This is a genomic window from Pseudomonas sp. (assembly GCF_049590575.1).
Taxonomy (GTDB): domain Bacteria; phylum Pseudomonadota; class Gammaproteobacteria; order Pseudomonadales; family Pseudomonadaceae; genus Aquipseudomonas.
In genome coordinates this window covers 1-26,728 of record NZ_JBAWDE010000222.1, presented here as the reverse complement: position 1 = coordinate 26,728, position 26,728 = coordinate 1, and the positions used below count along the sequence as shown (strand labels likewise).

The following is a 26,728-nucleotide window of genomic DNA, read 5'->3' as shown; positions in this document are numbered from 1 at the left end:
CTGGCAAAGATCCCCTGTGGGAGGGGGCAAGCCCCCTCCCACATTGAACCTGTTGTGGTCTCAAGACCCGGGCAATTTAGCCTTTTTTCTTGTAGGCCACGCAATCAATCTCGACCTTGCAATCCACCATCATAGTGGCCTGCACGCAGGCCCGTGCCGGGGCGTGTTCGGGGGTGAAGTATTCGCCGAATACCTTGTTGAAACTCCAGAAGTCCCGCGGGTCTTCCAGCCACACGCCTACGCGCACCACGTCTTTGAGTTCGTAGCCGGCCTCTTCCAGAATGGCCACCACATTGCGCATAGTCTGGCGGGTCTGCTCGACGATGCCGCCGTGGATGATTTCACCGTCCACCGCTGGCACCTGGCCCGAGACGTAGAGCCAGCCGTCCGCTTCCACCGCGCGGGCGAAAGGACGGGGTTGGCCACCGCCGGCGGTGCTGCCGGTGCCGTAACGAGTAATGCTCATAACGCTCTCCTGATTAAAAACGAATGTTCTTGAGAAATTCCGCCAGGCGCGGCGATTGCGGGCGTTCGAAGATGTCCTTCGCGCTGCCCTGCTCTTCAATACGGCCCTGGTTCATGAAGACGACTTTGTCCGAGACTTCGTAGGCAAAGCGCATTTCGTGGGTGACCAGCAACATGGTCATGCCCTCTTCCGCCAGGCCCTTGATCACGCTGAGCACCTCACCCACCAGCTCCGGGTCGAGGGCCGAGGTGACTTCGTCGAACAGCATCAGGCTGGGGTTCATCGCAATCGCGCGGGCAATCGCCACGCGCTGTTGCTGGCCGCCAGACAGCTGGCCCGGGAAGTGATTGCGGCGCTCCAGCAGGCCGACACGCTCCAGCCATTTTTCGGCCAGGGCCACGGCTTCGTCCTTGCCCATCTTCTTGACCTTGAGCAGGCCGAGGGTGACGTTCTGCAACGCGGTTAAATGTGGGAACAGGTTAAATTGCTGGAACGCCATGCCGGTCATCGCGCGGTGCTGGGCGATCACGCGCTCGGGGTGACGCACGCGTTTGCCGGCCACGTCGCTGTAACCGATGGACTCGCCGTCGAGGGTGATTTGCCCGCCCTGGAATTCTTCCAGCAAGTTGACGCAACGCAGCAGCGTGGTCTTGCCCGAGCCGCTGGAGCCGATCAAGGTCACCACGTTGCCGCGCTGCATGGACAGGTCGACGCCTTTGAGCACTTCGACCTGGCCGTATTGTTTACGCAAGCCGCGAATGTCCAGCAGCGGTTGGTCGGTTTGAGGTTGGTTCATGGCAAGGCCACCCGCTTTTCAATGTAGCGCCCGAATAATTCGATGGCGTAGTTGATGACAAAGAACAGAAACCCGGCGAACAGGTAGAACTCCAGGGTCATGAACGTGCGTGCGATCACTTGCTGGGTGCTCAGCAGCAGTTCGGCGACGCCGATCACCGAGAGCAAGGTCGAGGCCTTGACGATTTCCGTGGAGGAATTGACCCAGGTCGGCAGGATCTGACGCAGCGCCTGGGGCAACAGCACGTAGCCCAGGGACTGGTAGAACGTCAGGCCAATCGCCTTGCCCGCCTCCAGTTGCCCGCGCGGAATCGCTTGCAGCGCGCCGCGCACGATTTCCGAGACGTGGGAACCGCAAAACAGCGTCAGCCCGACGGCCCCGGCCTCGAACGCGCTGATCTGCCAGCCCAGCGCCGGCAGCATGTAGAAACACGCCAACACCAGCACAAACACCGGGGTGCCGCGGATCAAGTCGACATACACACGAAACGGCGCGCGCATCCAGAATTTGCCGTAGGTCAGGATCAACCCCGCGACGATACCGATCAGCGTGCCAAAGATAATCGCCAACGCAGACACAGATACGCTGGCCTGAAACCCCGCCCAGAGGGTATCCCGGGCGATCCACAACTCATGTAACCAGCTGGGGGACTCGTACATGCAAACCCCTCCTTAACGACGGATCGCCAGACGCTGTTCCAGGTAACGGAGCAGCATGGCGATGAGGTAACAGGCAGCCACGTAGAGCGCGGTCGTGACCATCCAGGTTTCAATCACCCGGTAGCTTTCGACGTTGATCTTGCGGGCGTAGTAGGTCAGCTCCGGCACGGCAATCGCAGCGGCCAGCGAGGTGTCCTTGAACAGCGAAATGAAGTTGTTCGACAGCGCCGGCAGCACGTTGCGCAGCATCACCGGCACGGTGATGTAGGCACGAATGCGCCACTCGCCGAGGCCGATGGCCAACCCGGCTTCGCGCAAGCCCTTGGGCATATTCAGCAGCCCGGCGCGGAATACTTCGGTCAGATAAGCACCGGCATACAGCGACAGGGTGATGATGAACGAAGGGATTTTGTCGAGGCGGATCCCGAGTGAAGGCAACGCAAAGTAGATCAACAGGATCAACACCAAGATTGGCGTATTGCGGATCACCGTCACGTACACCGAGGCGAGCACGCGCAATGCCTTGTGTTTTGACAGCATGGCAAATGCCATCATCAAGCCAATCACGCAGCCGATGGCGATCGACAGCAGCGCCAGTTCAAGGCCCAGGCCGAGCCCCGCCAGCAAGCTGGGGAAATCGCGCCAGACGGCGGCAAAGTTCAACTGATAATTCATGGTCGGCAGTACCTGATTGGGGCGCCGTCAGCGACGCCCCAGGTTTTCGATTTACTTGAACTCAACCGGGAAGCCGATCGCCGGTTCCGGCAGATCCACGCCAAACCACTGTTTGAACGAGGCCTTGTAGGTCGGGAACTCGACACCGGTCATGGCTTCATGCAGCGCAGTGTTGACGAAGTTCAGCCAGTCCTGGTCGCCACGCTTGACCGCACAGGCGTAGGTCTGCGGGCTCCAGGCGTAGGCCGGGCTGCGGTAGCGGCCGGGGTTCTGCACCATCAGGTATTTGACCGAGGACTGGTCGGTGGCGGCGGCATCGGCGCGACCGGAGTTCACCGCCTGGTACATCAGGTCGACGCTGTCGTACTGGTCGACCTTGGCCTTGGGCAGCGCCTGGTGCACCAGCTCTTCGGCGTACACGTTTTGCAGCACGGCCACGGTCACGCCATCGCCGGCGGCTTGCAGGTCTTCGATTTCCTTGTACTTGCTGTTGTTCGGCAACAGCAGGCCCACGCCTTCGCGGTAGTACGGCAAGGTAAAGGCAACCTGCTGTGCCCGGCTGGCGGTGACGGTGATGAACTGACAGCTCATGTCGACCTTGTCGGTCAGCAGATTCGGAATGCGCGCGTCGGACGACTGCACCACAAACTCGACCTTGCTCGGGTCATTGAACAAGCCCTTTGCGACAATACGACCGATGTCGATATCAAACCCCTGCAACTTGCCATCCGCTCCCTGGAAGTGCCACGGCGCATTGGTACTGCCTGTACCCACGATCAAGTGCCCACGCTTGAGCACATCATCGAGCTTGCTGTCCGCCGCATGCACAACGCTTGCGAGGGAAGCCGATGCGGCGAAGAGAAAAACACACGCTTTAAACACGGAAGGTCGGTGATGCATGACAAGCACTCCAGGAGTTGTGTATTCCGCTATACCGGAACTTAGTATGTAACAACGGAATAGACAGCAGAAAGTGTGCCACACGCAGTAACAGAAACCTATGCCGTAGATAAATTTGTTATAAATCAGCCAGATAATCAGCGCTCATCGATACGGCGTTGCGCCAGTATCCGAAAGCCATTTGCTACCCAAGGCCCCATCCCGCGGTGACAAGCCCCAACCGGGTGCGCCGCCGGCGTGTGACTGCGCACCAGGACAGCGCGGCGCCCCCATGGAAAAATCGCCGTGCTGGGCTAGCCTTGGCTCATCCCCTGCCGATAAGGAATCCGCCCTGATGAAGTTCAGCCTCACCCTGTTGGTACTCGCCTTGCTGGCATCCGGCAGCGCCTCGGCCAGCAATGATCGCCGCGCATGCAAGGAAGAACTGCAGAAGCTCAAGGAAGCCTTCAGCACCGACTACACCAGCCAGAACCACCACGGCTACCGCCGGGCCAAGGCGGCCCGGGACAATGAGGAATACAAGAAATGCGCGAATCAGGCGCGCAAGGAGCGCGAGCGGGTGGAGCGCAAGGACGATGTGTGAGGCCGGCTACCTGTGAAGGTTGACAGTAGACGCTGACGATCAGCCGCTCTAGCGTATCTGCAAAAGGTCTTTTGCCGGGTACACAAGGAGATCGTCATGGATGTTGCCAACACGGGTATCAATAACGCCGAAGAGTACAGACAGATGGTGAGTCAACACCCTCTGTTTTTTGTGTTGTTTGTCTCTGAGTACTGCGCAGCCTGCCAAGGCGCCAATAAACGTTTTGAAAAAATTTCCAGCAAATACACCGGCGAAGTGAAAAGCCTGATTCTGGACACGCGACAAACACCGAAGATCGACGAATTAGAACAGATAGGTACCCCCACGCTCGTGGTGTACCAAAACAACAACGAGGTCAAAAGACTCGCGGGTATCGGTTTCCCGGAAGACCAGGAACAGTACCTGGACGGAGTGTTCAGTCACTTCGTCAAAGGTACGCCTCTTCCTGAGCTTCCGATCTACCTGTAAGCCTCAGCCCTCCTCGATGAGCGGCGGCAAGGAAGCGACCACCCGATTACGCTTCACTCGCCCCAGGGGCCAGCACCACCTGCGTCACCCGCCGCTCCTCCACCGCAGCAACTGTCAAACGCCAGCCTTGATGCTCCAGGCTATCACCGACCACCGGCAGGCGGTCGAGCAAGCTCATGACCAACCCCGCCAGGGTCTGGTAATCCTCGGTCGCGGCCGCCTTGAAGCCGGTGCGCTGACGCACCAGGTTAAGGTTCAGGGCGCCATTGGCGCGGTAGCCCTGACCTTCCTCAACAATATCCGGCCCTTCGATTTCGCTGGCATCCGGCAGCTCACCGGCGATGGATTCGAGGATATCGGTCATGCTCAACACGCCCATGAAGTCGCCGAATTCGTTGATCACGAACGCGATGTGGGTCGACTCCTGGCGCATCTGCTCCAGCGCGTTGAGGATCGAAAAGCTCTCCAGCAGGTTGATCGCCCGGCGTGCCAGGTGCTCCAGGTTCGGCTCGTTGCCGGCCAGGTATTCCTTGAGCAATTCCTTTTTGTGCACGAAGCCCAGGGGCTCATCCACCGCGCCGTTGCGGATCAACGGCAGGCGCGAGTAGGACGAATGCATCAGTTTCAGGCGGATCGTCTCGGGGTCGTCCGCCAGGTCGATGCAGTCGACCTTGGCCCGGGGCGTCATCAGCGTGCGAATCGGCCGCTCGGCCAGTTGCAGCACGCCGCTGATCATCACGCGTTCGCGTCGATCAAACAGCGGGCCTTGGGCGGCATCCGGCTCACCCAGCAAGTCAGCCACCTCTTCCCCCACCTCTTCCACCGCCAGGCTGCGGCCGCCGAGCAAGCGCATCACCGCATGCGCGGTGCGCTCACGCACCGGCAGCACGCCTTGTGCCGACTTCTTGCGACGCGAGCGGGCAATCTGGTTGAACACTTCGATCAGGATCGAGAAACCAATCGCGGCATACAGGTAGCCCTTCGGAATGTGGAAGCCCAAGCCTTCGGCGGTCAGGGCGAAACCGATCATCATCAGGAAGCCCAGGCACAGCATGATCACGGTCGGGTGCGCGTTGACGAAACGGGTCAGCGGTTTGCTCGCCACGATCATCAAGCCGATGGACACAATGACCGCGATCATCATGATCGCCAGCTCGTCGACCATGCCCACGGCGGTAATCACCGCGTCAAGGGAGAACACCGCGTCGAGCACCACGATCTGCGCGACGATTGGCCAGAACATCGCATACGCCACATTGCCGGTGCGCTGGGCCACATGGCCTTCAAGGCGTTCGTGCAATTCCATGGTGGCCTTGAACAACAGGAACACACCACCAAACAGCATGATCAGGTCACGGCCGGAGAAGCTCTTGTCGAACACCTCGAACAGCGGCTGCGTGAGGGTTACCAACCAGGAAATACTCGCCAGCAGGCCCAAGCGCATCAGCAGCGCCAGCGACAAACCGATCAACCGCGCACGGTCGCGCTGCTCCGGCGGCAGCTTGTCCGCCAGGATCGCGATAAACACCAGGTTGTCGATGCCCAGCACCAGTTCCAGCACAATCAAGGTCAACAGGCCGAGCCAGGCCGTTGGATCCGCTAACCATTCCATTTATAAAGTCTCTGTATTTAGATGTTCAGAATGCCAGACACGGCAAAGCGCGGTCGGTTGACCGGGATAAGGTTAGTAGATGGAATACCGGGTGCTTCAGCGGGAACAGCGACAGCGTGTGTCTTGGGGAAAGACGACTGGGAGGCTCCGAGAGGGTGTTCATGCAAGTCCTGAAATAACAAAAAGGACTTGGATCGTACAGGCGAAACGCGGATTTCCTACAACGCAAAACTATTACAAAATCTGTAATCGAACTCAGATGCTGGCTTTTACCTGCTGGATATACCGCACCACCGCCGGTGCTTGTTCGAAGCGCCGGTAGATCAGCGACAGCCACGACGATGCGTCACTGCCTTGAATGCTGCGATACGCTACACCCGGCAAACTCACATGCCCCACTACCGAGGCCGGCACCACCGCCACGCCCTGCCCCAACGATACCAGCGCCATCACCGCGACCAGCCCACCCGGTTGCGGCCCCAGGCGCGGTGCAAAACCGCCCTGGGCAGCCACCTGTAACGTACCGCTGATTTGCTCCGGCAGGATGAACGTCTCGTTTTGCAGGTGCTCACAGCCGATGGCCTTCAGCCCCAGCAGCCAGGAGCCCGGTGGCAGCGCCAGCACAAAGCCTTCGGTGTCCAGGCTCAGCGCCTCCAGCCCATCGGGCAGGGGCATGGGCGAGCGGATATAGCCGATGTCATAACGCCCATCCGCCACGGCGCCCGGCAAGGTGGCCATCGCACACTCACGCACGTTCACGCTCACAGCGGGAGACGCGTGGCAGAACCCTTGCATTTGTCGCTGCAACAGGCCCGAGTAGACCGCCGAGGCCACGTAACCCAACTCGATATGCCCGCTTTCCCCACGCCCGGCCCGCTCGGTGTGTATGGGGCGTTGCTGAGCAGCCATAGCGAGCAACTGTTGAGTGCGAGTATTGACCCGCAGTGGCAAGCGCAGGTGGCGGGGATTGCTTCGCGGGTGGTGGCGGGCGATATGCCGGCGGCGATGGGCTTGTTGCCGGAGCCCGCGCGGGCGATAGCGCAACCGGTGGCACGGCAGGCGTTTGTGGGCGGGTTCAGCGGGGTGTTGTGGGTCGCGGGGTTGTTGGGGCTGCTGGGCGCACTGGTGGTGGGGATATTGATGAGAAAACCGATCCCCCAGGCGCCACAGCCGTGTGTGCTGAGCCAAAACTGAATGCGGGAGATTCTATGGTTGAGGGGCAGCCCTCACCATAGAATCTCCCACAGGGGGGTTGTCCAGATTGCGAACTTACCAGAAGCGCTGCTGGGTCAGGCGGCTCCACCAGGTCAGCAACACACGGTCCACCGAACCGCTGGCGGCCAGGCCGACGCGCTCCTGCAGGCTTTTACGCTCGGCATAGTGCAGGTGGAACACCTCGGCGGTCTTGGCCTTGGTGGCCAGGTACTCGTCGCTGGTTTGCAGTTCGTCGACCAGTTGCTTGTCCAGCGCCGCAACACCCAGCCACACTTCTCCGGTCGCTACATCGTCAATCGCCAGCTGTGGGCGATAGCGCGACACGAAGTTCTTGAACAGTTGGTGAGTGATGTCCAGGTCTTCCTGAAACTTCTCGCGGCCCTTCTCGGTGTTTTCGCCAAACACGGTGAGGGTGCGTTTGTACTCACCGGCGGTCAGCACTTCGAAGTCGATATCGTGTTTTTTCAGCAGGCGATTGACGTTGGGCAACTGCGCCACCACGCCAATGGAGCCGAGGATCGCAAAGGGCGCGCTGATGATCTTCTCGCCGATGCACGCCATCATATAGCCGCCGCTGGCCGCCACCTTGTCGATGCACACGGTGAGCGGCACGCCCGCCTGGCGGATACGCGCCAGCTGCGACGACGCCAGGCCATAGCTGTGCACCATGCCGCCACCGCTTTCGAGGCGCAGTATCACTTCGTCTTTTGGCGTGGCCAGGCTCAGCAGCGCGGTGATTTCATGACGCAGGCTCTCGGTGGCCGAGGCCTTGATGTCGCCGTCGAAATCCAGCACGAACACCCGCGGCTTGGCCTCGGGTTTCTTCTTGCTGTTTTTCTTTTCGGTTTTGCTTTCGGACTTGCGCAGCGCCTTGAGCTGGTCCTTGTCGAGCAGGCTCGACTCGAGGCGCTCACGCAGGCCCTTATAGAAGTCATTGAGCTTGCTGACCTGCAACTGCCCGGCGGATTTGCGACGACCTTTGCTGCGCAGCGCCGCGAAGCTGATCAATACCACCAGAATAGCGACCACCAGGGTGACGGTCTTCGCCAGAAAACTCGCGTATTCGGCCAGAAAATCCATGTTGCTCCTTACAAGTACAGTGCGCCGGGCGCGGATGGGCCCAGCATACCGACGGCACAGCGTTCGGGCCAGTGCTCTAACCGCCAGCAGCCAGCCTCCAACGGGCTTTTAAAACAAGCGTATGTTTTTTCATTGACAGCTCGCAGGCATCCTCATAACCTCGCCAGACTTTCAACGTACCGGGAAAACGGACGTGGGCAGCATTTATCTGATTCGACATGGCCAGGCCTCCTTCGGTGCAGACGACTATGACGTCCTGTCGCCCGTCGGCGTGGAGCAAGCGCAAGTGCTCGGGCGCCACCTGGCTGACCTGGGCCTGGTGTTCGACCGCTGCGTATCGGGCGACCTGCGTCGCCAGCAGCACACAGCCACCGCCACGTTCGATCAATACAGCGCCCTCGGGCTGCCGGCTCCCCCGCTGGAAATCGACGCTGCCTTCAACGAATTCGATGGCGAAGCAATCATCCGCGCGCTGCTCCCCGACCTGCTATCCACCGAGCCGCATGCCCTGGATATTTTGCGCAATGCCGCGCAGAACCGCGCCGAATTCCAGCGCATCTTCGCCCTGATCATCGAGCGCTGGCTGGCCGGAACCTATGACCCGCCTGGGCTGGAGAGCTGGCTGGGGTTCGTCGAGCGGGTCCAGGGTGGCCTGCAACGCATTCTTGAAGCGGCGGACAACACCCAGAAAATCGCCGTGTTCACCTCCGGCGGCACCATCACCGCCCTGCTCCACCTGATTACCCGAATGCCGGCCGCCCAGGCTTTCGAACTGAACTGGCAAATTGTTAACACCTCGCTCAACCAGCTGAAGTTCCGCGGGCGCGAGGTGGCACTGGCTTCCTTCAACAGCCATACCCACTTGCAACTGTTGAAGGCGCCGCAGCTCATCACGTTCCGATGAACTGCGGCCAACCGTGACCCCAAGGTCACTGGACTCTACCCTAAAGGATCGAAACCATGACTGACGTAGCCAAAGCTGTAGAAGCAATGAAAGCCAAATTCAACCCAGCCGCTGCCGACGGCCTGGACCTGGTGTTCGGTTTCCGTATCGACGACACCCAGAACTTCTCGCTGGTGGTCAAGAACAACACCTGCGAACTGCTCGAAGGCGAAAACCCGGACGCCCAAGTGACCCTGGTCACCGACGGCGAAACCATGGAAGGCATCGTCAGCGGCGAGACCGACGGCATGCAAGCCTTCATGAGCGGCAAGCTGCGCACCGAAGGCGACATGATGCTGGCCATGAAGCTGAGCGAGCTGTTCCCGGCCTGATTCACGGGTCACCCTGAATCCTGTGGGAGGGGCGTGCCCTCTCCCACATCAGTTTTTCGGTTGCAGCAGTAACGCCACCAACGCGCTCCAGCCCGTCTGGTGCGACGCCCCCAACCCCCGCCCGGTTTCTCCATGGAAATACTCATGGAACAACACCAGGTCGCGGCTGGCCGGGTCCGCCTCCAACTGCGCATACCCTGCCATCGACGGCCTCAGGCCATCCTCATCTCTTAAAAACAAGCGTGTCAGGCGCTGGCTAAGCCCGTCGGCAACTTCCTCAAGAGACGCCAGATAACCACTCCCGGACGGGTATTCCACCGAGAAGTTGTCCGCGTAATAGCGGTGAAATTCGCGCAGCGATTCAATCAGCATGTAGTTGACCGGCATCCACAACGGCCCGCGCCAGTTGGAGTTGCCACCGTACAAACGCGAGTCGGATTCGCCGGGCTGGTAGCGCGCGCACAGCGTGTCGCCATTCATCTTCAGCGCCAGGGGTTGTTCAGAGAAGGCCTTGGACAAGGAGCGCACGCCAAACGCAGAGAGAAACTCGTCGTCATCGAGCATGCGCCGCAGCAAGTCCTTGGTGCGCTCGCCGCGCAGCAACGCCAGCAGCAGGCGGTTGCCCTGCCCCGGCTCGTTCCAGCGCGACACCAGCTTGGCCAGGTCCGGCCGGTGATGCATGAAGCCCAGCAGGCGCTCGCGCAGACCTTCGAGGCCCTCGTGCTCACGCTGTTCCAGCACCAGCACGGCAAACAGCGGCATCAGCCCGACGATCGAGCGCAGGCGTACCGGTTCGTTGTGGCCGTCGGGGTGGTGCAGCACATCGTAGAAAAACAGGTCCTGCTCGTCCCACAGGCCTTCGGCGCCGTCGTCGACGCGGTTGATCGCGCCGGCGATGTACAGGAAGTGCTCGAAAAATTTCACCGAGATGTCCACATACACCACGTTGCGCTTGGCCAACTCGAGCCCGATGCGCATCAAGTCCAGCGCATACGCCGCCACCCACGCGGTGCCGTCGGCCTGGTCGAGCTGATAACCGGGCGGTAATGCGGCCGAGCGGTCGAACAAGGCAATATTGTCCAGCCCGAGAAAGCCGCCCTGAAACAGGTTGCGGCCTTCGGCGTCCTTGCGGTTGACCCACCAGGAAAAATTCAACAACAGTTTGTGGAATATCCGCTCAAGGAAGTCCAGATCGCCTACGCCGGTCAGCGCCTTGTCCTGCTGATACACCCGCCAGCTGGCCCAGGCATGCACCGGCGGGTTGGCGTCGTCAAAGCGCCATTCATAGGCCGGCAGCTGGCCATTGGGGTGCATGAACCGGTCCTTCACCAGCAGCAGCAACTGTTGCTTGGCGTAGCCCGGATCGATCAGTGCGAAGGCCACGGCCTGGAAGCCCTGGTCCCAGGAGGCGTACCACGGGTATTCCCAGGTGTCGGGCATGGAGAGGATGTCGAAGTTCGACAGGTGGCGCCAATGGGTATTGCGAAAATGCAGGCGCTCGGGCGGCGGCGCGGGCTGTGCCGGGTCGCCATCGAGCCACTGGTTCACGTCGAAATAATAAAGCTGCTTGGACCACAGCAACCCGGCCAGCGCCTGGCGCTGTACATTGCGCGCGTCGTCGTCCTGCAAGCCCTGCTGCAAGGCGGCGTAGAAATCATCCGCCTCCTGGCGGCGCAGCTCGAACAGCTTGCGCGCATTCACCTCAGGCGCCTCCGACGGCGCAAACCGCAGGTACAGGGTTTTGCTTTGCTGGCCCGCCAGCTCAAGGATGAAACGCGCCGCGACCTTGGTCCCGGCGTCGCGGCGAACCGCCGATTGATCGGCGCCCACCACGTAATCGTTGATCCCGTCCTTGAACGGCCCCGGTGCCGGTTGCCCGTCGAGCCTGGGGAAGTTGGTCTCGTTCTCACAGAACAGCCATTCGACGCCGTCCTGGCCCCAGGCGCTGAGATAGCGATCGTGCAGCTCATGGTGACGGGCCAGCACGCGGTCGCCGTCCAGCGTCAATGTCGGCTTGGGTGCGTCAAAGGTCCAGCTCCAGTCATTGCGCGCCCACAACTGCGGCAATACCTGCAGGCGCGTCGGCTGGTCCGCGCGGTTGTGCACGGTGACACGCATGAAGATATCGTCGGGCTGGTGCTTGGCGTATTCGACGCTGACGTCGCAATAGCGGTTGTCTTCAAACACGCCGGTATCGAGGATTTCGTACTCGGCATCGGCCAGCCCGCGTCGCGCGTTTTCGGCGATCAGGTCAGCGTAGGGAAATTCTGCATGCGGATATTTGTAGAGCATGCGCATGTAGGCATGGCTTGGGACACCGTCGACGAAGAAGTACAGCTCCTTGACGTCTTCACCGTGGTTGCCCTCGGCGTTGTTCAAGCCGAACAGGCGTTCCTTGAGGATTGCGTCGCGCTCGTTCCACAAGGCCAGGCCCAGGCACCAGCGTTGCGCCTTGTCGCTGAAACCGGCCAGGCCGTCCTCGCCCCAGCGGTAGGCGCGGCTGCGTGCGTGTTCATGGGGGAAGTAGGCCCAGGCGTCGCCGTTGGCGCTGTAGTCTTCGCGCACCGTGCCCCATTGGCGTTCACTTAAATACGGGCCCCACTCGCGCCAGCGTTCGGCGTCTTGAGTCGCCAGGCGTTGGCCTTCAATTGTTGCAAGCATTCGGCTGTCGGGTGTGGCCGTCATTGGGTCCTCCATCGCCTGTCAGGTGAGAGGCAGTGTAGAACCCAATGACGCCCCAGTGCACATGAAGACTTAGAAGATCGCGTACGTGTAGTTGAAGATCAGGCGGGTCTGATCCTGGTCGGCGGTGCCGGTGTTTTTGCCGTGGTAGGTGCCGGTCCGCAAGGTCGTGCCGAAGCCTTTGAGAGGGCCGGCCTGCACGACATAATCCAGGCGCAAGTCGGTCTCGTTTTCTTTCTGGTCAGGACCGCCGCCGGCCGCCGCCGACTTGATGTCCTTGCCGTCCAGGTAGGCAACCGAGGCTTTCAGGCCCGGCACGTAAGCCTTGAAGTCGTAGCTGTACTGACCAAAGTTGACCTGCTCGCCGGCACGCGAGAACTGGCCGACCACCGCGTCGGTGAATAGGTAGAAGTCGCTGCCGCCGGCACCTTGCGCGTGGGGGTCGGCCAGGCTGCCCTGGTTGACCCAGACGAAGCCGCCGTCATCACTGATACCGATGTGGCCGAGCATCAGGCTGCTGCCGCCCAACTGGTAAGTGAAGGCCGCGCTGTAGGTTTGGTTGTCCACTTCACCTTTGTGCTTGGCATAGCCGCCGTTGTTGTTGAACTGGTAGCCGGCCTCGCCATTCTTGCCGTCACTGGTGCTGTCGAAGTAACGCAGGTCGGTTTTGAACGACTGGTCGTTGCCCAGCGGCAACACGTGGACCAGGCCGAAATAGTTCTGTTTGTAGAAGTCCTGCAGGTTGGCGTAGTAGTACTGCAACGTCAGGTTTTTCGCGATGGCGTTGTCGGAAGAACCAAAGGGTTTGTAGTCCACCCCGCCGAACTTGAAGCTGTCGCTGTCACGCAGGCCACCGGCCACGCTCAGCCCCGTCGAGTTGCTGGAGGCACGGCCTTCGGCGCGGTTCAGCTCACCGCCGGTGAAGGTCACGTTGGGAATGTCGCTGGAGGTGAGGATGCCGCCGTCAAAGGTCTGCGGCGCCACGCGGCTATCGTTGGAGACCAGGATCGGCAACACCGGTGCCAGGGCACCGCCGACGTGCAACTCGGTCTGGGAAATGCGGAACTTCACATTGCCGGCCGCGCGGCCGAAGGAATCGGCCGGTTCGGTGCCATTATTCTTGGTCGGGAAGAAGCTGTTGCCGTTACCCGCCAGGCCCGGGCCCGCCGTGTGGCCGTCGCCACCGTCCAGGCGCAGGGCGCCGAAGGCCATCACATCAAAGCCGACGCCAAGGGTGCCCTGGGTATAGCCGGATTTGTAGTCAAAGCGCAGCGCTGTGGCCGCTTCGCGCAGATCGTTATTGGTCCCCGAGCGGTTATCCGCGCTGTAGTACATGGTCCGCGAGCTGATAGCCGCATGGCTGTCTTCGAGAAAGCCGCTGTGACCGTTGCCCGTGCCCAGGGCGCCAAGCCCGAAATCATCAGCGAAAGCCTGTTGTGCAAGAACGGCGGCGGTGATCGACAACGCCAGTGTAGAAATTTTCATTAACGACGGCCCCTAAACATATTTTTATGTGTGTGGTGTGCGAAACGACGTTTTCATCCTTGCAAACGTGACGATTCTTTCATGCCGACCGGGGCGGACTCCGTGAAGAATTAGTTAGTAAAACCGGGGCAGAAATGAAATTTCTCGCCGGCTGGTTTTTCTCATTTTCATGTCATCTCATTCATTTGCAGAATGAAGTCCTGAAGATTCTTCGTTTGCCAGCGCGCCTGCAGCCCAACAAAATCCAGGCACAGGCCACCTTCATCGCCACCGCCATCAGGAATTTTTCTATGCACAGCTCTGCACAGGTCAGCCCCGATGAGATCCGCAAGGGTTTTTCCAAGGCCATGTCCGACATGTACCGCGATGAAGTGCCGTTGTATGGCGCGCTGATGGAGCTGGTCGCCGAGACCAACGCCCAGGTGCTCGACACCCAGCCGGAGCTGGCGCAACAGCTGCAACGCACCGGCGAAATCCTGCGCCTGGACATGGAACGCCACGGCGCGATCCGCCTGGGCACTGGCGCCGAACTGGCGACCATCAGCCGTTTGTTTGCGGTGATGGGCATGCAACCGGTGGGCTACTACGACCTGACCCCGGCCGGCGTTCCCGTGCACTCCACGGCGTTTCGCGCGGTGCACGAACAGGCGCTGCAGACCAGCCCGTTTCGCGTGTTCACCTCGTTGCTGCGCCTGGAACTGATCGAAAACCCCGAGCTGCGCGCCTTTGCCGAAAACGCGCTGGCCAAGCGCTCGATCTTCACCCCCGGCGCCCTCGCGCTGATCGAACAAGCGGAAAGGGATGGCGGCCTAGGCGCCGCGGATGCGCAGGAATTTATCCGCCAGGCCCTGGAGACCTTTCGCTGGCATCACACCGCCACCGTCACCGGCGCGCAGTACCAGCAGCTCAGCGATCAGCACCGCCTGATTGCCGACGTGGTCGCCTTCAAGGGCCCGCATATCAACCACCTGACCCCGCGTACTCTGGACATCGACCAGGTCCAGGCCGCCATGCCGGGCAAGGGCATCACACCCAAGGCCGTGATCGAGGGGCCGCCGCGCCGCCGTTGCCCAATCCTGCTGCGCCAGACCAGCTTCAAGGCCCTCGACGAGCCCATTGCCTTCAGCGATGCGCTAGGCAGCCACAGCGCGCGCTTCGGCGAAATCGAACAACGTGGCGTGGCCCTCACCCCCAAGGGCCGTGCCCTGTACGACCAGTTGCTGAATGCTGCGCGCGACGCACTGGGCGCGTTCCCCAATGAGGGCAACGCCGAACGTTACAGGCAATTGATGGAGCAGCACTTCCAGGCCTTCCCGGACGACCACGCGCAGATGCGTGAACAGCAACTGGCCTACTTCCGCTACTTCGCCACCGACAGAGGCCTGGCGGCACGCGGGCAGGCCGATCAACCACGCACGCTGGAAGCGCTGATCGCTGCCGGCCATGTGGACGTGGAGCCGTTGGTGTATGAGGATTTTCTACCGGTAAGTGCGGCGGGGATCTTTCAATCGAACCTGGGGGATGCAGCGCAGAGCCACTACGCGGGCAATTCCAACCAGGCGGCGTTCGAGCAAGCGCTGGGGCGCAACACGATTGATGAGTTGACGCTGTATGGCGAGACGCAGCAGCGTGCTGTCGATGACTGCATCAAAACGCTGCTTTTATAAACAGGCTGCTTTTATAAACAGAGAGTGCCCACCCGGCTCACCGACGCAATCCTTGCGCCGCAACAGTCCCCAGAGCCGGGTGGGCGGGCGGCATCATAGACAGTGAAATAAGGGCTGTCTTTCAGACAATTCTGAATAAATTTTACCGCTTACCGCTGAGTGTGTCGGTCAGCCTAACCGCCCGACAATCTCGTCCTTGACCAACAAGCGTTTCTTCTTCAGCTCCTCCACATCCTTATCGCTGGCCTTGGCCGACTCGGCTTTGAGCACCTGCGCGTCGGCCGCGTCGTATTGAGTGAGCAGCGCGTCCAGGCGTTTGTCGCCCGCCCTGCGTTCGTGAACGACTTCCTTGCTCAACCCCAAATCCTGATACAGGTCGTGTTTCACTGGCATGGCGTACCTCCGCAAGTTGATCAATGGCTACGCCTTTGAAGCTAGCCCATTCCAAGGGGTCTTGTCATGTCCGCGGTCAAACCATCCCCGTTCGTCGCACGCCGGGCGATGGGATCAAACCTTTGCCGCGCCCTGCCCTCCACTGTAGATCGCCACTCGAGGGAGACCGGTTTCATGACTCACGCTGCCACTGCTGTCGACACCCAATGCATCAACACCCTTCGCACCCTGGCCATGGACGCCGTGCAGAAGGCCAATTCCGGCCACCCGGGCACGCCCATGGGCCTGGCGCCGGTGGGGTACACGCTGTGGAGCCGCTTCCTGCGCTACCACCCGGAGCATCCCGATTGGCCCAACCGTGACCGCTTTGTGTTGTCGGTGGGGCATGCCTCCATGCTCCTGTACTCGCTGTTGCACCTGGCCGGCGTGGTCGAGATCGATGCCCACGGCAAACGCTCCGGGCAACCGGCGATCAGCCTGGACGATATCAAGCAGTTCCGCCAAATGAGCTCCAAGACCCCGGGCCATCCCGAGTACCGCATGACCACCGGCGTCGAAACCACCACCGGCCCCCTGGGCCAGGGCTGCGCCAACAGCGTGGGCATGGCCATGGCCGAGCGCTGGCTGGGCAAGCGCTTCAACCGCGACGACAAAGTGCTGTTCGACTACAACGTCTACACCCTGTGCGGCGACGGCGACATGATGGAAGGCATCAGCAGCGAAGCCGCGTCGATGGCCGGGCACCTCAAGCTGGATAACCTGTGCTGGATCTACGATAACAACACCATCAGCATCGAAGGCCACACCGAGCTGGCGTTCAGCGAGGACGTGATCAAGCGTTTCCAGGCTTACGGCTGGCACACCTTGCACGTCACCGACGCGAATGACCTGCAGGCCCTGAGCAACGCCCTGGAAACCTTCAAGGCCAACACCGGCGCACCGACCCTGATCGTGGTCGACAGCGTGATCGGTTACGGCTCGCCGCACAAACACAACACCGCCGCCGCCCATGGCGAGCCGTTGGGCGATGATGAAATCCGCCTGACCAAGGCTGCCTACGGCTGGCCGCAGGATTCAAGCTTCCTGGTGCCCGACGAGGCCCGCACGGTATTGCGCGATGCGTTGCTGGAGCGCAGCCGCCCGCTGTACGAAGCATGGCAGCAGCACTTGTCGCAGCTGGAACAGTACGAGCCGGAGCTGGCCGACGAGCTGCGCCGCATGCGTGCCGGCGAAATGCCCGAGCATTGGCAGGACGAGTTGCCCACTTTCGATACCGATGCCAAAGGCGTGGCCAGCCGTGCTGCCGGTGGCGAAGTGCTGAATGCGTTTGCCCAGCAAATCCCTTGGCTGCTCGGTGGTTCGGCGGACTTGTCGCCGTCGACCAAGACCAACCTTACGTTCGACGGCGCCGGGCGTTTCAGCGCCGACGACTACAGCGGGCGCAACCTGCACTTCGGCATTCGTGAACACGCCATGGGCGCGATTGCCAATGGTATGGCGCTGTCCTACCTGCGGCCGTACACCTCGACGTTCCTGGTGTTCAGCGATTACATGAAACCGCCGATCCGCCTGGCGGCCATCATGGAATTGCCGGTGGTGTTTGTGTTTACCCATGACTCGATCGGTGTGGGCGAAGATGGGCCGACGCACCAGCCCATCGAGCACTTGACCCAACTGCGTGCTACACCGGGCTTGCTGACCCTGCGCCCGGGCGATGCCAACGAAACCCTGGAACTGTGGAAGGTTGCCCTGGCGCAGACCCATCGGCCGAGCTGCGTGGTGCTGTCGCGTCAGCCGTTGCCGACATTGGATCGGACCAAATATGCGGCCGCCTCCGGTGCAGCCAAGGGTGCGTATGTGTTGGCGGGGGCTGAGGCGCCTGAGGTCATCCTGATCGGGACCGGCAGCGAGGTCGGCCTGGCGGTGGCGGCCTATGAACAGCTGGCGGCCGAAGGGATAGCCGCGCGAGTAGTGTCAATGCCGAGCTGGGAACTGTTTGAAGACCAGGACCAGGCCTACCGCGACAGCGTGTTGCCGCCCGCGGTGAAAGCACGCGTGGTGGTGGAACAGGCCGGTCCGCTGGGTTGGGACCGTTATGTCGGCCAGACCGGCGCCAAGGTGGTGATGAACAGCTTCGGCGCATCGGCACCGCTGGCCAAGTTGCAGGAGAAGTTTGGGTTTACGGCGCAGAACGTGGTGAAGCAGGCCAAAGCGCAGATTCAACTGGCTAAGCACTAACCAAGACAAGGCAGGGGGCGTGCCCCCTGTTGCCGTGGTCCGGTTCACTCCGAATGCTTCTAAGATTTAGGAGGAATCCACTTCTGAGCAAGGGAAAAGATTTTCAGAATGCGCGCTCCTGTTAACCTGGAGCGTTTTTCATGAGTTTACTCAATGCCAATGCCCTAAGCGTTTCTTACAGTGGAAGGTTTTTCGCGCCCAGAGCCAACGTCAATCGAACAGAGCCACCCAGTGCACAGGTGCCCGTTAAGCCAGGGCAGTCGGTTGACGTGCAGAAAAAAGCTGACGATGAACTGGCCACGCTTTTAGCCGACGCTCACAACAACATCGGCTCTTGGCGGCCTGTGTCCACACAGACATCGGTGGGCAAGTGGCTGGATATTTTCAACCAGTCGTGGGCGGCGCCTGCCATGCAGGCCTGGGTGAAAGCGCAAAATTTCGTACCCCGCTCGCTTCATCTACGGGGCTCCACATTGACCGCACAATCGATTGTGAACGGCAGGGTCACCCAGCGAACCTTTACCCCTTCCGACGGTTCTGGTTGGTGGCCGATAGGGCGCCAAGCCATCGCCAGCGCTGCGATACTTGACCCGCAACAGTCGGGTCTGCTCGGCGGCTCCAGGGCTGTGCTCTGGCCGGAGAACGTCGCCGCGTTCTATGGCGTGGCCTGGCCTATCAGCACGGCGCAGGCCAGCCAACTCAAGGCCAGCGGTTTTCCCATCGCCGGTGTGGCAGATGATCCTTTGCGCTCTTCGCAAGTCAGGGAGCTGGCATCGCGCGAATTCATGGACACAGAGCAAGACGCCGCACTGGTAAAAACACTGCTCGACGCCATCAAGGGCAAGCGTGACGATGCGCGAATTGATTTACGCACGATTCTTCAGGCCATAACGCCGGGGTCGTCATTCGCGATGGCCAACAAATCCAAGCCCCAACTGCTGAAGAACCTGAGGGACCACCCCGCCATGCTGCATGTCCTGCGTGGCTGCCAAGCAGATTGGAATGCGCCGGCTCGGCTGGTCGATGGGGCATTTTATTTAAAGAGCCGTGGCCCGCTCTCACAATGGATCGACGTGACGGTGGACCTTCGAAGCAGGCCACAACTGTCGGCTCTTTTGGATAACGCCATCGAACAAGCGAAAACTACCGGAAACATCATCAATTCCGGCGCGAAGGCCAGCGCGGAACAACTGCTGCGCTTTGCGGGGATAGATGCGTTGCCGGCCAGGGTCACTGTCGCAGAGGTGCGGAACCTGTTGAACTGGAGGCTCAACCCGCTGCCGCCCGGACCTTCGTTAGGCAGCTACGCCCGGGATTATCTGACCTCCCCGCAGTCACCTGACAACTTGAGCACCGAGCAGCGCGACAGAGTACGCCGTTCAGTTTCTGGCGCGGGTGCAGAGCCAACGTTGACGATGCTCGATTGTTCGCCGCAACCGTGGTCAGGCAAAACCCTGGAGCAAGTCCGTGAGAACGCCGATGAGCTCATCACCCAATCGCTGACCCAAGGCGCTGGCTTGAGGCGTTGCGAGCCCATTCTGCGCGCCTTGAAAGACGATCCGACATCAGCAACGTTAGAGGCTTCCCCAAGCTACCGCAAACAGATGATCCTGACCCGTGACCTGCTCTGCATTGATCCAGAGCTGGGCTTGAAGCGTAATTATATTGCTGGCTACAACCTGTATTCAGCATCGAACACAGGGAAAAAACTGTCCGAGGTGCGTGCCGAACTGGAGCAACACATCGGCGCAACTAAACAGCTGCCCATGAACCAGGCCGTGTTGATCACGCATGCCTTGTTGGCGACGGTCGCTCCCGAGTTCCTGGTTAAAGGGGCGGGTGAAGAACGGGTGGGGAGTTTGCCGCTGGTGAACTTGCGGATTCAAACCGCAATGGTGGAACTGGCCGCTCAAGGCAGTTCACGCGACATGAGTGCAGAACAAATCAGTTCACGCGCCTTCTTGAGCCCCATCTCCAGTGATCACCAGCAATTGCAAGCGGCGCAGAGTGCCGGGCCTATTTATGACTGGGCCCTTGCGCAGGGGGTTATCACCACCAAGGAAGCGTATTCGCCGTCAGCCGTCAAATGCGCGCTCAATAGCTACAACCAGCGTATCAACGAATACAAGACCATGAGCAGTGATCTTGATAACGCCCACGCAGTATTTACCACGCGCCTTGAAGCAGGCAGACAGGAGCTGGAGAGGGTGTGCCCGGGGAATGGCGACTTCCTTAAAAAGGCCACGATTTATGCCGAACCCGACTCAGTGTTATATAAAACCGTAAAAGCGTTTTTAACTTATTCCAACTCGGTGTCGGGCGGGTTGCCCACCGTTGTCAATAATCGACCGGTATCGACGACGGAGCAGTTAATTGAGCCCAGCTCCGTCTACGAACTGTATATATCGGGCGCGCTGACTGCCGAAAATGTAAATACCACACCATGGAAATTTACCAGCGCGCGCGACCGCGCGAAATTTGAGTCGCTGAAACCCCAGCTATCAAGGTTAAAGCCTATCAATCAGGTATTCGATGGCAAGTTCAATGCCGCGACCGAGTACCTTGAAAAGTTCAAGCTCAAGTCAGTCCGAGTGATGATGAGCGAAATGCCTCTCGAAGATAGAGTACGCCTGGAGTTTGGCGAGGTCTTCGTATTTGGCGCCTCAGCGTTACAGCAGTCAGAGGACCCAGGCCTCACCCAAGAGCAAGCGCAGCAACTGATGGGCCCGATCATATTTGCCAGTGATGCGTCGGGCGCCCAGTGTTATGAGTTTCTCCCGGCGACAGGCCGCTATAGCTTGCGCCCGGAGTTGCTGGCCAGCATGAACACGCTGAAAAAAGTGGCTATCAAGAAACACAAAGATGCGCTGCGCTTGCTCAAAAAACATCACCCGACGTTGGCGGGAGACATTGATATCAAGGGGTATTTCCCAGCGGATAAACAGTATCGAAACCAACCCGCACCGTTACCGAACACCTATTCATCCAGGCGGACAAATAAAATAATTCAGGCCTTCAGGAATGAGCGGATGTTCATCAACCGCCCATGGATGCTGACGAATGCCAAAGGGATAACAAGAAATGAGAGCATTCAGCAGCGATTCGACGCTGCTGAAACTTTTATTATCAACACGCTCATTCCTTTCAAGGGCAATATCGAGGAAATCGCCTCGGGCGATCCGAAACGCATGGCGATGGGGACGCTCGGTCTCGGGCTGGAAGTTTTCGGCACGCTGTTCGTGGTAGGTGGCGCTGTCAAGGCGGCCGCAAAAGGTACCACGGTCGCGTTCAAACTTGCACAAGTGGGTAAGGCCGCCCTGTCGATGTTCAATCTTCCTGGCGCGGTCGTAGACACCAGCAAGTCTTTATTCCGCCTCTCTTCAATCGGTGTCAAAAGCATAGGCAATGCCGGGTCTGGCCCCCTGGCCAAAGGCCTTGCCGACTTTCGAAAATGGGCGTCCGGCGGGCAGCGATACAGCCTGCGCCAGATCGGGCAATCGTCCAAGCCCTGGAAGGGCACAGACACGGTGGATTTGCTGAGTAACACAGGGTTGATAAACACCGGCATCGGCACCCATGATTACAGCCGACAAACACCACCCGCCCAAACCCCCGGTCGCACCATAAGCCCTCAAACTTAACCCTTACTGCTTGGAGCAGGGATGCTCATCCCGTTGATTGCGCTCTTGACCCAATCCGAAAACGTTCACGGATACCAGCGATTAGTCAGATAAGCTCCCGAGCCAAGAATGGCGCAGTCCGGCTGGTTTTACTGTTGGCGACTTTTTGCGGCGTGCCACTGGCAACCACTCTACCGCCCAGGTCCCCTGCCCCCGGCCCAATATCAATCACCCAGTCACTCTGCGCCACCACGCGCATTTCGTGCTCCACCACAACCACCGTGTGCCCCGCCTCCACCAAGTGATTCAGCTGACTGAGCAAGCGATCGACATCGCGCGGATGTAACCCGGTCGTCGGCTCATCCAACACGTACAAGGTCGCGCCACGGGCATTACGTTGCAGCTCAGTAGCCAACTTGATGCGCTGCGCTTCACCGCCGGACAACTCCGTCGCTGGCTGCCCGAGACGCAGATAACCCAAACCGATATCGCGCAACACTTGCAGCGAACGCAACACACCCGGTTGCTCGGCAAACACCTCAACCGCCTGCTCCACGGTGAGCCCCAAGACCTGGGCGATGCTCAAGCCCTGCCATTTGATCGCCAGGGTTTCAGGGTTGTAACGCGCGCCGTGGCAGGTCGGGCATGGCGCATACACGCTGGGCATGAACAGCAATTCGACACTGACAAAGCCCTCGCCCTCGCAATTCGGGCAGCGGCCCTTGGCGACGTTGAACGAGAACTGCCCCGCATCGTAATGACGTTTCTTCGCCGCCGGGGTGGCGGCGAACAGTTTGCGCACGTTATCGAACAAACCGGTGTAAGTCGCCAGGTTGGAACGCGGGGTGCGGCCGATGGGTTTCTGATCGACCTGCACCAGGCGCCGGATCTGTTCCAGCCCGGCGCTGATCCGCCCACCGCTGGCTTGCGGCGCGTCGTCTTCCAGGCTCGGCTCTTCGTCGTTTTCCAGCACCCGACCGAGGCCCGTGCCGACCAGTTCCAAGAGTGCCTGGCTGACCAGGCTGGATTTGCCCGAGCCGGAAATACCGGTCACCGCCGTAAAGCAGCCCAGCGGGAAATCCACGTTCAAACCCTTTAGGTTATTGCGCGTTACGCCTTCGAGTTTCAACCAGCCAGTGGGCTGGCGTTGCACCGCGCTCGAAGGCTGCGGTTCGGCGAACAGATACGCACGTGTCTGTGACGCCTCGACCTCTGCCAAACCGGCAGGCGGCCCGCTGTACAGCACGTGCCCGCCATGTTCGCCAGCGGCCGGGCCGACGTCGATCAGCCAGTCGGCCCGGCGCATGGTTTCCAGGTCATGCTCCACCACAAACAATGAATTGCCGGCGGCCTTCAAGCGCTCAAGCGCGGTGAACAGCGCTTCGCCATCGGCCGGGTGCAGGCCTGCAGAGGGCTCGTCCAGCACATAGATCACGCCGAACAATTGCGAGCCCAATTGCGTCGCCAGACGCAGGCGCTGCAACTCGCCGGATGACAGGGTCGGCGTACTGCGCTCCATCGACAGATAGCCCAACCCCAACTCGGTCAAGGTGCTCACCCGCTCGAGCAGATCCTCGGCGATGCGCTGGGCCGCCAGGCGTTTTTCCACCGATAGTTTCATCTTGTCCTGCCCGGCAGCGACCGGGCGTAATACCTCCGCCAAGCGGGTCAGCGACAACTGCGCCAGCTCACCAATATCCAGCCCGGCAAACTTCACCGACAACGCGGCCTTGGTCAGGCGCTTGCCCTCGCATAACGGGCAGGCGCTGCCCTGCATGAACTGCGACACGCGCTTTTTCATCAGCGCGCTTTGGGTGTGGGTGAAGGTGTGCAGGATATAGCGCCGCGCGCCGCTGAACGTGCCCTGGTAACTCGGCTCCAGCTTGCGCTTAAGCGCATCGCGGGTCTGCGCCGGGGTGAAGCCTGCGTACACCGGGACGGTGGGGGTTTCTTCGGTGAACAGGATCCAGTCGCGCTGCTTTTTCGGCAGGTCGCGCCACGGGATGTCCACGTCGTAGCCCAGCGTCACCAGGATGTCGCGCAGGTTCTGGCCCTGCCACGCCAATGGCCAGGACGCCACGGCGCGCTGGCGGATGGTCAGCGAAGGGTCCGGCACCATCAGCGCCTCGGTCACTTCATACACTCGGCCCAGGCCATGGCATTGCGGGCACGCGCCCTGGGGCAGGTTCGGTGAAAAGTCCTCGGCATACAGCATCGTCTGCCCAGGCGGGTAGCTGCCGGCACGCGAATAGAGCATACGGATCAGGCTCGACAAGGTGGTCACGCTGCCCACCGACGACCGCGCACTCGGCGTGCCGCGCTGCTGTTGCAGGGCCACGGCCGGTGGCAGGCCTTCGATGGAGTCCACGTCCGGCACGCCCACCTGGTCAATCAGGCGTCGCGCATAGGGCGCCACGGATTCGAAATAACGCCGCTGGGCTTCGGCATACACCGTGGAAAACGCCAGGGATGATTTACCCGAACCGGACACGCCGGTGAATACCACCAGGGCATCCCGGGGAATGTCGACATCGACGTTACGCAGGTTATGTTCGCGGGCACCGCGCACGCGGACAAAACCCGGGCGCTGTGCAGTGATCGGGGGGATGTCGCGCTGTGAAGTCATGGGCAACCTTGGTGGGCGGTAAGCACGCTGCGCACCCGTTGCGTGAGGGCTTCGGGGCTGTAGGGCTTGCTCAGCAGATGAATGTCGGGGCTCAGCAGATGGTTGCTGGACAGGATGTCGCGGGTATGGCCGGAGGTGAACAGCACCGCAATCGGCGGCTCTTGAGCGCGCGCCCAGTTGGACAGGTCGGTGCTTTTGATTTTGCCTGGCATCACCACGTCGGTAAAAATCAGGTCCGGCTTTAGGCCGCCCTGCAAAGCCTGCATCGCGCGGTCGCCGTCTACGGCGGTGAGCACGGTGTAGCCGGCCTGCTCGAGCAGGTCCACGACCGTCACGCGGACGTCGTCGTTGTCCTCGACCACCAGGATCGTCTCCTGGCCACTGACGTCAGGCGTGGGTTCGACGTGGGTGTCCAGGCTTTCTGCACCCAGGCTGCGCGGGAAATACATTTGCACCACCGTGCCCCTGCCCTCCTCGCTCCATACCTCGACATGCCCGCCACTTTGGCGCACAAAGCCAAACACCATGCTCAGGCCCAGGCCCGTGCCATGGCCCTCGCGCTTGGTGGTGAAAAACGGCTCGAACACCCGCGCCAACACCGCTGCCGGCATACCCACGCCGATATCCGTGACGGCCAGGCGTACGTACTCGCCCGGCTTGATACTTTTGCCGGCGCACTCCCTGGGATTGAGGATGATGTTTTCGCCGGTGATCCGAATCACACCCTCGCCCTGCATCGCATCGCGGGCATTGATGGCCAGGTTGAGCAGCGCGTTTTCCAGTTGGTTGCGGTCGACGTTGATGCACCAGGAGTCCTGGGGCAATTGCACATCGATATGAATGGTCTCCCCGAGCGCGCGTTGCAGCAACTCGCCGAGGCCGGCGTAGATACGCTGCGGGTTGTATACGGCGGGGGACAGCGGCTGGCGACGGGCAAAGGCCAGCAGTTGCGAGGACAGCTTGGCGCCACGCTCCACCGCCGAAATCGCCGCGGTGACGCGCCGTTGCACCTGCTCGTTGTCCGGCTCATGCCGGGCCAGCAGGTACAGGTTGCCGGCGATCACTTGCAGCAGGTTATTGAAGTCATGGGCCACGCCACCGGTCAGCCCGCCAATCGCTTCAAGTTTTTGCGACTGGCGCAGTTGCTCTTCGGCGGCAGAACGCGCCTGCACTTCGTCGGCGACGCGCTGCTCGAGGTTGTGCGTAAGCTCCTGGCGCACACGTTCAGACTTCACGTGTTCGGTGGTCTCGATCACCATCACCATGACCCCGGCAGGCCGCTGATCATCATCGGGAACGGGGCTGTAATACAGGTCCATCCAGACTTCTTCAGGCTGACCGTTGCGAAGCAACTCCAAGGGAAAATTGCGATAGGACAAGGTCCCGCCTGCCAGGCAGGTGTCCATCACATGGCGATTGAAATCGGCCACTTCCGGCCAGCCCAGTTCCACGGGTGTACCCAGTAGATAGGGATGCCGTCCACCGGCGAACACCGCATAGCTGTCGTTGTAAATCATATGGCCGGCCGGCCCCCACAGCATCACCATCGGCATCGGCGAGGCCAGCAACATTTGCACAGCGCTGCTCAGGCTGCAGGGCCACTGGTCAATCGGCCCCAACGGGGTCGACGACCAATCGAACGCGCGGATTCGCTGGGCCATTTCACCGCCCCAGCCTTGGCAACCGTGGGTATTGGATAAAAACTGCATGGCTGGCTCTTGGCAAACGGATACGTGGAGGGGTCGCTATAGCCCTGATAATTGCTTGGAGCCCCGCGGGCGTGAAACGTTTCATTGCATATTGCTGATCCGCCGAGCGTTGGGCAACTCCCCCTCAATGAAAATCCCGGCTGCGCACAGTGATTCCTTCCAGCAACGGCGTCAGGTCGGTCAAGCGCCCGGCGATCAGGTGCCGCACCTCGCCCACCGCTTCCCAGCGGCCATCCACCTTGAGCAGCCGCGAGCCCACCAGCGCCTGGCGCTGGCGCTCGGCGAGGTCACGCCAGACCACCACATTGAGGTTGCCGAATTCATCTTCCAGGGTCACAAACGTGACCCCGCTGGCAGTGCCTGGCCGCTGGCGACCGGTGACCAACCCGGCGACGCTGACATTGCGCCCATGCTCCACCGCCAGCAGCTCGTTCGAACTGCGACAGCGCCGCCTGCGCAATTCATCACGCAGCAACGCCAGAGGATGCGGGCCGAGGGTGGTGCCGAGCATCGCGTAATCGGCGTGCAAGTCCTCGCCCACCGAGGGTGCGGGCAACTCCACCACCGCCTCGTCTGGGC

20 protein-coding genes and 2 pseudogenes are annotated in these 26,728 nt (G+C 60.8%); 8 read left to right on the top strand and 14 right to left on the bottom strand.

Going from position 1 to position 26,728, the window contains the following annotated elements; genetic code table 11:
- Positions 1-76 precede the first annotated feature (76 nt).
- Genes WBR57_RS15050 through WBR57_RS15030 form a run of 5 tightly spaced genes read right to left on the bottom strand, consistent with a single transcriptional unit; the run spans position 77 to position 3,496 of the window.
- Positions 77-466, bottom strand: a complete 390-nt coding sequence (locus tag WBR57_RS15050) for a RidA family protein (RefSeq protein ID WP_424084490.1) — start codon at positions 464-466, stop codon at positions 77-79.
- A gap of 13 nt (positions 467-479) precedes the next feature.
- Entirely contained in the window at positions 480-1,262 is a 783-nt protein-coding gene (locus WBR57_RS15045; RefSeq protein WP_424084489.1) for an amino acid ABC transporter ATP-binding protein, read from the bottom strand.
- Positions 1,259-1,921 (bottom strand): amino acid ABC transporter permease, encoded by a 663-nt coding sequence (locus WBR57_RS15040; RefSeq protein ID WP_424084488.1) that lies wholly within the window; start codon positions 1,919-1,921, stop codon positions 1,259-1,261. The genes WBR57_RS15045 and WBR57_RS15040 overlap by 4 nt, the downstream gene beginning before the upstream one ends.
- Before the next feature lie 12 nt (positions 1,922-1,933).
- Positions 1,934-2,596, bottom strand: a complete 663-nt coding sequence (locus WBR57_RS15035; protein ID WP_424084487.1) for an amino acid ABC transporter permease — start codon at positions 2,594-2,596, stop codon at positions 1,934-1,936.
- A gap of 51 nt (positions 2,597-2,647) precedes the next feature.
- Positions 2,648-3,496: a transporter substrate-binding domain-containing protein gene (locus tag WBR57_RS15030; RefSeq protein ID WP_122541440.1), complete on the bottom strand. Its 849-nt coding sequence runs from the start codon at positions 3,494-3,496 to the stop codon at positions 2,648-2,650.
- 334 nt (positions 3,497-3,830) lie between these two features.
- On the opposite strand from WBR57_RS15030, the gene WBR57_RS15025 reads away from it, so the two are divergent.
- Both WBR57_RS15025 and WBR57_RS15020 read left to right on the top strand, forming a co-directional pair.
- The gene (locus WBR57_RS15025; RefSeq protein ID WP_424084486.1) at positions 3,831-4,079 is read left to right on the top strand and encodes a hypothetical protein; all 249 of its coding nucleotides are present in this window, start codon (positions 3,831-3,833) and stop codon (positions 4,077-4,079) included.
- Positions 4,080-4,175: 96 nt separating this feature from the next.
- On the top strand, positions 4,176-4,547 hold the full coding sequence (locus WBR57_RS15020) for a thioredoxin family protein (RefSeq protein ID WP_424084485.1): 372 nt from the start codon (positions 4,176-4,178) through the stop codon (positions 4,545-4,547).
- A gap of 46 nt (positions 4,548-4,593) precedes the next feature.
- Here the strand turns inward: WBR57_RS15020 and WBR57_RS15015 are convergent, their stop codons facing one another.
- Complete coding sequence (locus WBR57_RS15015; protein WP_424084484.1) at positions 4,594-6,159, bottom strand: TerC family protein; 1,566 nt, start codon at positions 6,157-6,159, stop codon at positions 4,594-4,596.
- Positions 6,160-6,414: 255 nt separating this feature from the next.
- Positions 6,415-7,044: pseudogene (locus tag WBR57_RS15010) on the bottom strand (LysR family substrate-binding domain-containing protein); the annotation flags it as partial.
- Between WBR57_RS15010 and WBR57_RS15005 the strand changes: the two are divergent.
- Positions 7,036-7,353, top strand: a pseudogene (locus tag WBR57_RS15005) (MFS transporter); the annotation flags it as partial. The pseudogenes WBR57_RS15010 and WBR57_RS15005 sit on opposite strands and share 9 nt — an antisense overlap.
- A gap of 75 nt (positions 7,354-7,428) precedes the next feature.
- On the opposite strand, the gene sohB reads toward WBR57_RS15005, so the two are convergent.
- The gene (gene sohB, locus WBR57_RS15000) at positions 7,429-8,454 is read right to left on the bottom strand and encodes a protease SohB (protein WP_424084483.1); all 1,026 of its coding nucleotides are present in this window, start codon (positions 8,452-8,454) and stop codon (positions 7,429-7,431) included.
- A 193-nt stretch (positions 8,455-8,647) separates the two neighbouring features.
- Here sohB and WBR57_RS14995 point away from each other — a divergent pair, with 193 nt between their 5' ends.
- On the top strand, positions 8,648-9,358 hold the full coding sequence (locus tag WBR57_RS14995; protein WP_424084482.1) for a histidine phosphatase family protein: 711 nt from the start codon (positions 8,648-8,650) through the stop codon (positions 9,356-9,358).
- A 56-nt stretch (positions 9,359-9,414) separates the two neighbouring features.
- Positions 9,415-9,729 carry an SCP2 sterol-binding domain-containing protein gene (locus WBR57_RS14990; protein WP_095016621.1) on the top strand — a complete coding sequence of 105 codons (315 nt, stop codon included), beginning with the start codon at positions 9,415-9,417 and terminating at the stop codon, positions 9,727-9,729.
- Positions 9,730-9,777: 48 nt separating this feature from the next.
- Here WBR57_RS14990 and WBR57_RS14985 read toward each other — a convergent pair whose 3' ends face one another.
- Positions 9,778-12,414, bottom strand: coding sequence for an MGH1-like glycoside hydrolase domain-containing protein (locus tag WBR57_RS14985; protein ID WP_424084481.1), 2,637 nt, complete (start codon positions 12,412-12,414; stop codon positions 9,778-9,780).
- 69 nt (positions 12,415-12,483) lie between these two features.
- Positions 12,484-13,896, bottom strand: a complete 1,413-nt coding sequence (locus tag WBR57_RS14980; protein ID WP_424084480.1) for an OprD family outer membrane porin — start codon at positions 13,894-13,896, stop codon at positions 12,484-12,486.
- A gap of 290 nt (positions 13,897-14,186) precedes the next feature.
- Between WBR57_RS14980 and hglS the strand changes: the two genes are divergently transcribed.
- Positions 14,187-15,563 (top strand): 2-oxoadipate dioxygenase/decarboxylase HglS, encoded by a 1,377-nt coding sequence (hglS, locus tag WBR57_RS14975; protein ID WP_424084479.1) that lies wholly within the window; start codon positions 14,187-14,189, stop codon positions 15,561-15,563.
- A 168-nt stretch (positions 15,564-15,731) separates the two neighbouring features.
- Here hglS and WBR57_RS14970 read toward each other — a convergent pair whose 3' ends face one another.
- Positions 15,732-15,956, bottom strand: coding sequence for a DUF465 domain-containing protein (locus tag WBR57_RS14970; RefSeq protein WP_424084478.1), 225 nt, complete (start codon positions 15,954-15,956; stop codon positions 15,732-15,734).
- Positions 15,957-16,130: 174 nt separating this feature from the next.
- Between WBR57_RS14970 and tkt the strand changes: the two genes are divergently transcribed.
- Both tkt and WBR57_RS14960 read left to right on the top strand, forming a co-directional pair.
- Positions 16,131-18,194, top strand: a complete 2,064-nt coding sequence (gene tkt, locus WBR57_RS14965; protein ID WP_424084477.1) for a transketolase — start codon at positions 16,131-16,133, stop codon at positions 18,192-18,194.
- A 140-nt stretch (positions 18,195-18,334) separates the two neighbouring features.
- Positions 18,335-21,835, top strand: a complete 3,501-nt coding sequence (locus WBR57_RS14960; RefSeq protein ID WP_424084476.1) for a hypothetical protein — start codon at positions 18,335-18,337, stop codon at positions 21,833-21,835.
- A gap of 85 nt (positions 21,836-21,920) precedes the next feature.
- On the opposite strand, the gene WBR57_RS14955 is transcribed toward WBR57_RS14960, so the two are convergent.
- The 3 genes from WBR57_RS14955 to WBR57_RS14945 all read right to left on the bottom strand — a co-directional run.
- Entirely contained in the window at positions 21,921-24,440 is a 2,520-nt protein-coding gene (locus tag WBR57_RS14955; protein ID WP_424084475.1) for an excinuclease ABC subunit A, read from the bottom strand.
- Entirely contained in the window at positions 24,437-26,149 is a 1,713-nt protein-coding gene (locus WBR57_RS14950; RefSeq protein ID WP_424084474.1) for an ATP-binding protein, read from the bottom strand. Before WBR57_RS14950 ends, WBR57_RS14955 begins: the two co-directional genes overlap by 4 nt.
- A gap of 124 nt (positions 26,150-26,273) precedes the next feature.
- The coding region (locus WBR57_RS14945; RefSeq protein ID WP_424084473.1) for an OB-fold nucleic acid binding domain-containing protein at positions 26,274-26,728 on the bottom strand (455 nt) is incomplete at its 5' end.

What these genes read in the sequence shown, in the direction of transcription:
- WBR57_RS15040 (WP_424084488.1), bottom strand. Translation starts at nt 1,921, where the DNA reads ATGTACGAGTCCCCCAGCTGGTTACATGAGTTGTGGATCGCCCGGGAT.
- WBR57_RS14950 (WP_424084474.1), bottom strand. Translation starts at nt 26,149, where the DNA reads ATGCAGTTTTTATCCAATACCCACGGTTGCCAAGGCTGGGGCGGTGAA.
- hglS (WP_424084479.1), top strand. Translation starts at nt 14,187, where the DNA reads ATGCACAGCTCTGCACAGGTCAGCCCCGATGAGATCCGCAAGGGTTTT.
- WBR57_RS14960 (WP_424084476.1), top strand. Translation starts at nt 18,335, where the DNA reads ATGAGTTTACTCAATGCCAATGCCCTAAGCGTTTCTTACAGTGGAAGG.
- WBR57_RS14970 (WP_424084478.1), bottom strand. Translation starts at nt 15,956, where the DNA reads ATGCCAGTGAAACACGACCTGTATCAGGATTTGGGGTTGAGCAAGGAA.
- tkt (WP_424084477.1), top strand. Translation starts at nt 16,131, where the DNA reads ATGACTCACGCTGCCACTGCTGTCGACACCCAATGCATCAACACCCTT.
- WBR57_RS15020 (WP_424084485.1), top strand. Translation starts at nt 4,176, where the DNA reads ATGGATGTTGCCAACACGGGTATCAATAACGCCGAAGAGTACAGACAG.
- WBR57_RS14985 (WP_424084481.1), bottom strand. Translation starts at nt 12,414, where the DNA reads ATGACGGCCACACCCGACAGCCGAATGCTTGCAACAATTGAAGGCCAA.
- WBR57_RS14955 (WP_424084475.1), bottom strand. Translation starts at nt 24,440, where the DNA reads ATGACTTCACAGCGCGACATCCCCCCGATCACTGCACAGCGCCCGGGT.
- WBR57_RS15015 (WP_424084484.1), bottom strand. Translation starts at nt 6,159, where the DNA reads ATGGAATGGTTAGCGGATCCAACGGCCTGGCTCGGCCTGTTGACCTTG.
- WBR57_RS15030 (WP_122541440.1), bottom strand. Translation starts at nt 3,496, where the DNA reads ATGCATCACCGACCTTCCGTGTTTAAAGCGTGTGTTTTTCTCTTCGCC.
- WBR57_RS15025 (WP_424084486.1), top strand. Translation starts at nt 3,831, where the DNA reads ATGAAGTTCAGCCTCACCCTGTTGGTACTCGCCTTGCTGGCATCCGGC.
- WBR57_RS14980 (WP_424084480.1), bottom strand. Translation starts at nt 13,896, where the DNA reads ATGAAAATTTCTACACTGGCGTTGTCGATCACCGCCGCCGTTCTTGCA.
- WBR57_RS15045 (WP_424084489.1), bottom strand. Translation starts at nt 1,262, where the DNA reads ATGAACCAACCTCAAACCGACCAACCGCTGCTGGACATTCGCGGCTTG.
- sohB (WP_424084483.1), bottom strand. Translation starts at nt 8,454, where the DNA reads ATGGATTTTCTGGCCGAATACGCGAGTTTTCTGGCGAAGACCGTCACC.
- WBR57_RS14990 (WP_095016621.1), top strand. Translation starts at nt 9,415, where the DNA reads ATGACTGACGTAGCCAAAGCTGTAGAAGCAATGAAAGCCAAATTCAAC.
- WBR57_RS15050 (WP_424084490.1), bottom strand. Translation starts at nt 466, where the DNA reads ATGAGCATTACTCGTTACGGCACCGGCAGCACCGCCGGCGGTGGCCAA.
- WBR57_RS15035 (WP_424084487.1), bottom strand. Translation starts at nt 2,596, where the DNA reads ATGAATTATCAGTTGAACTTTGCCGCCGTCTGGCGCGATTTCCCCAGC.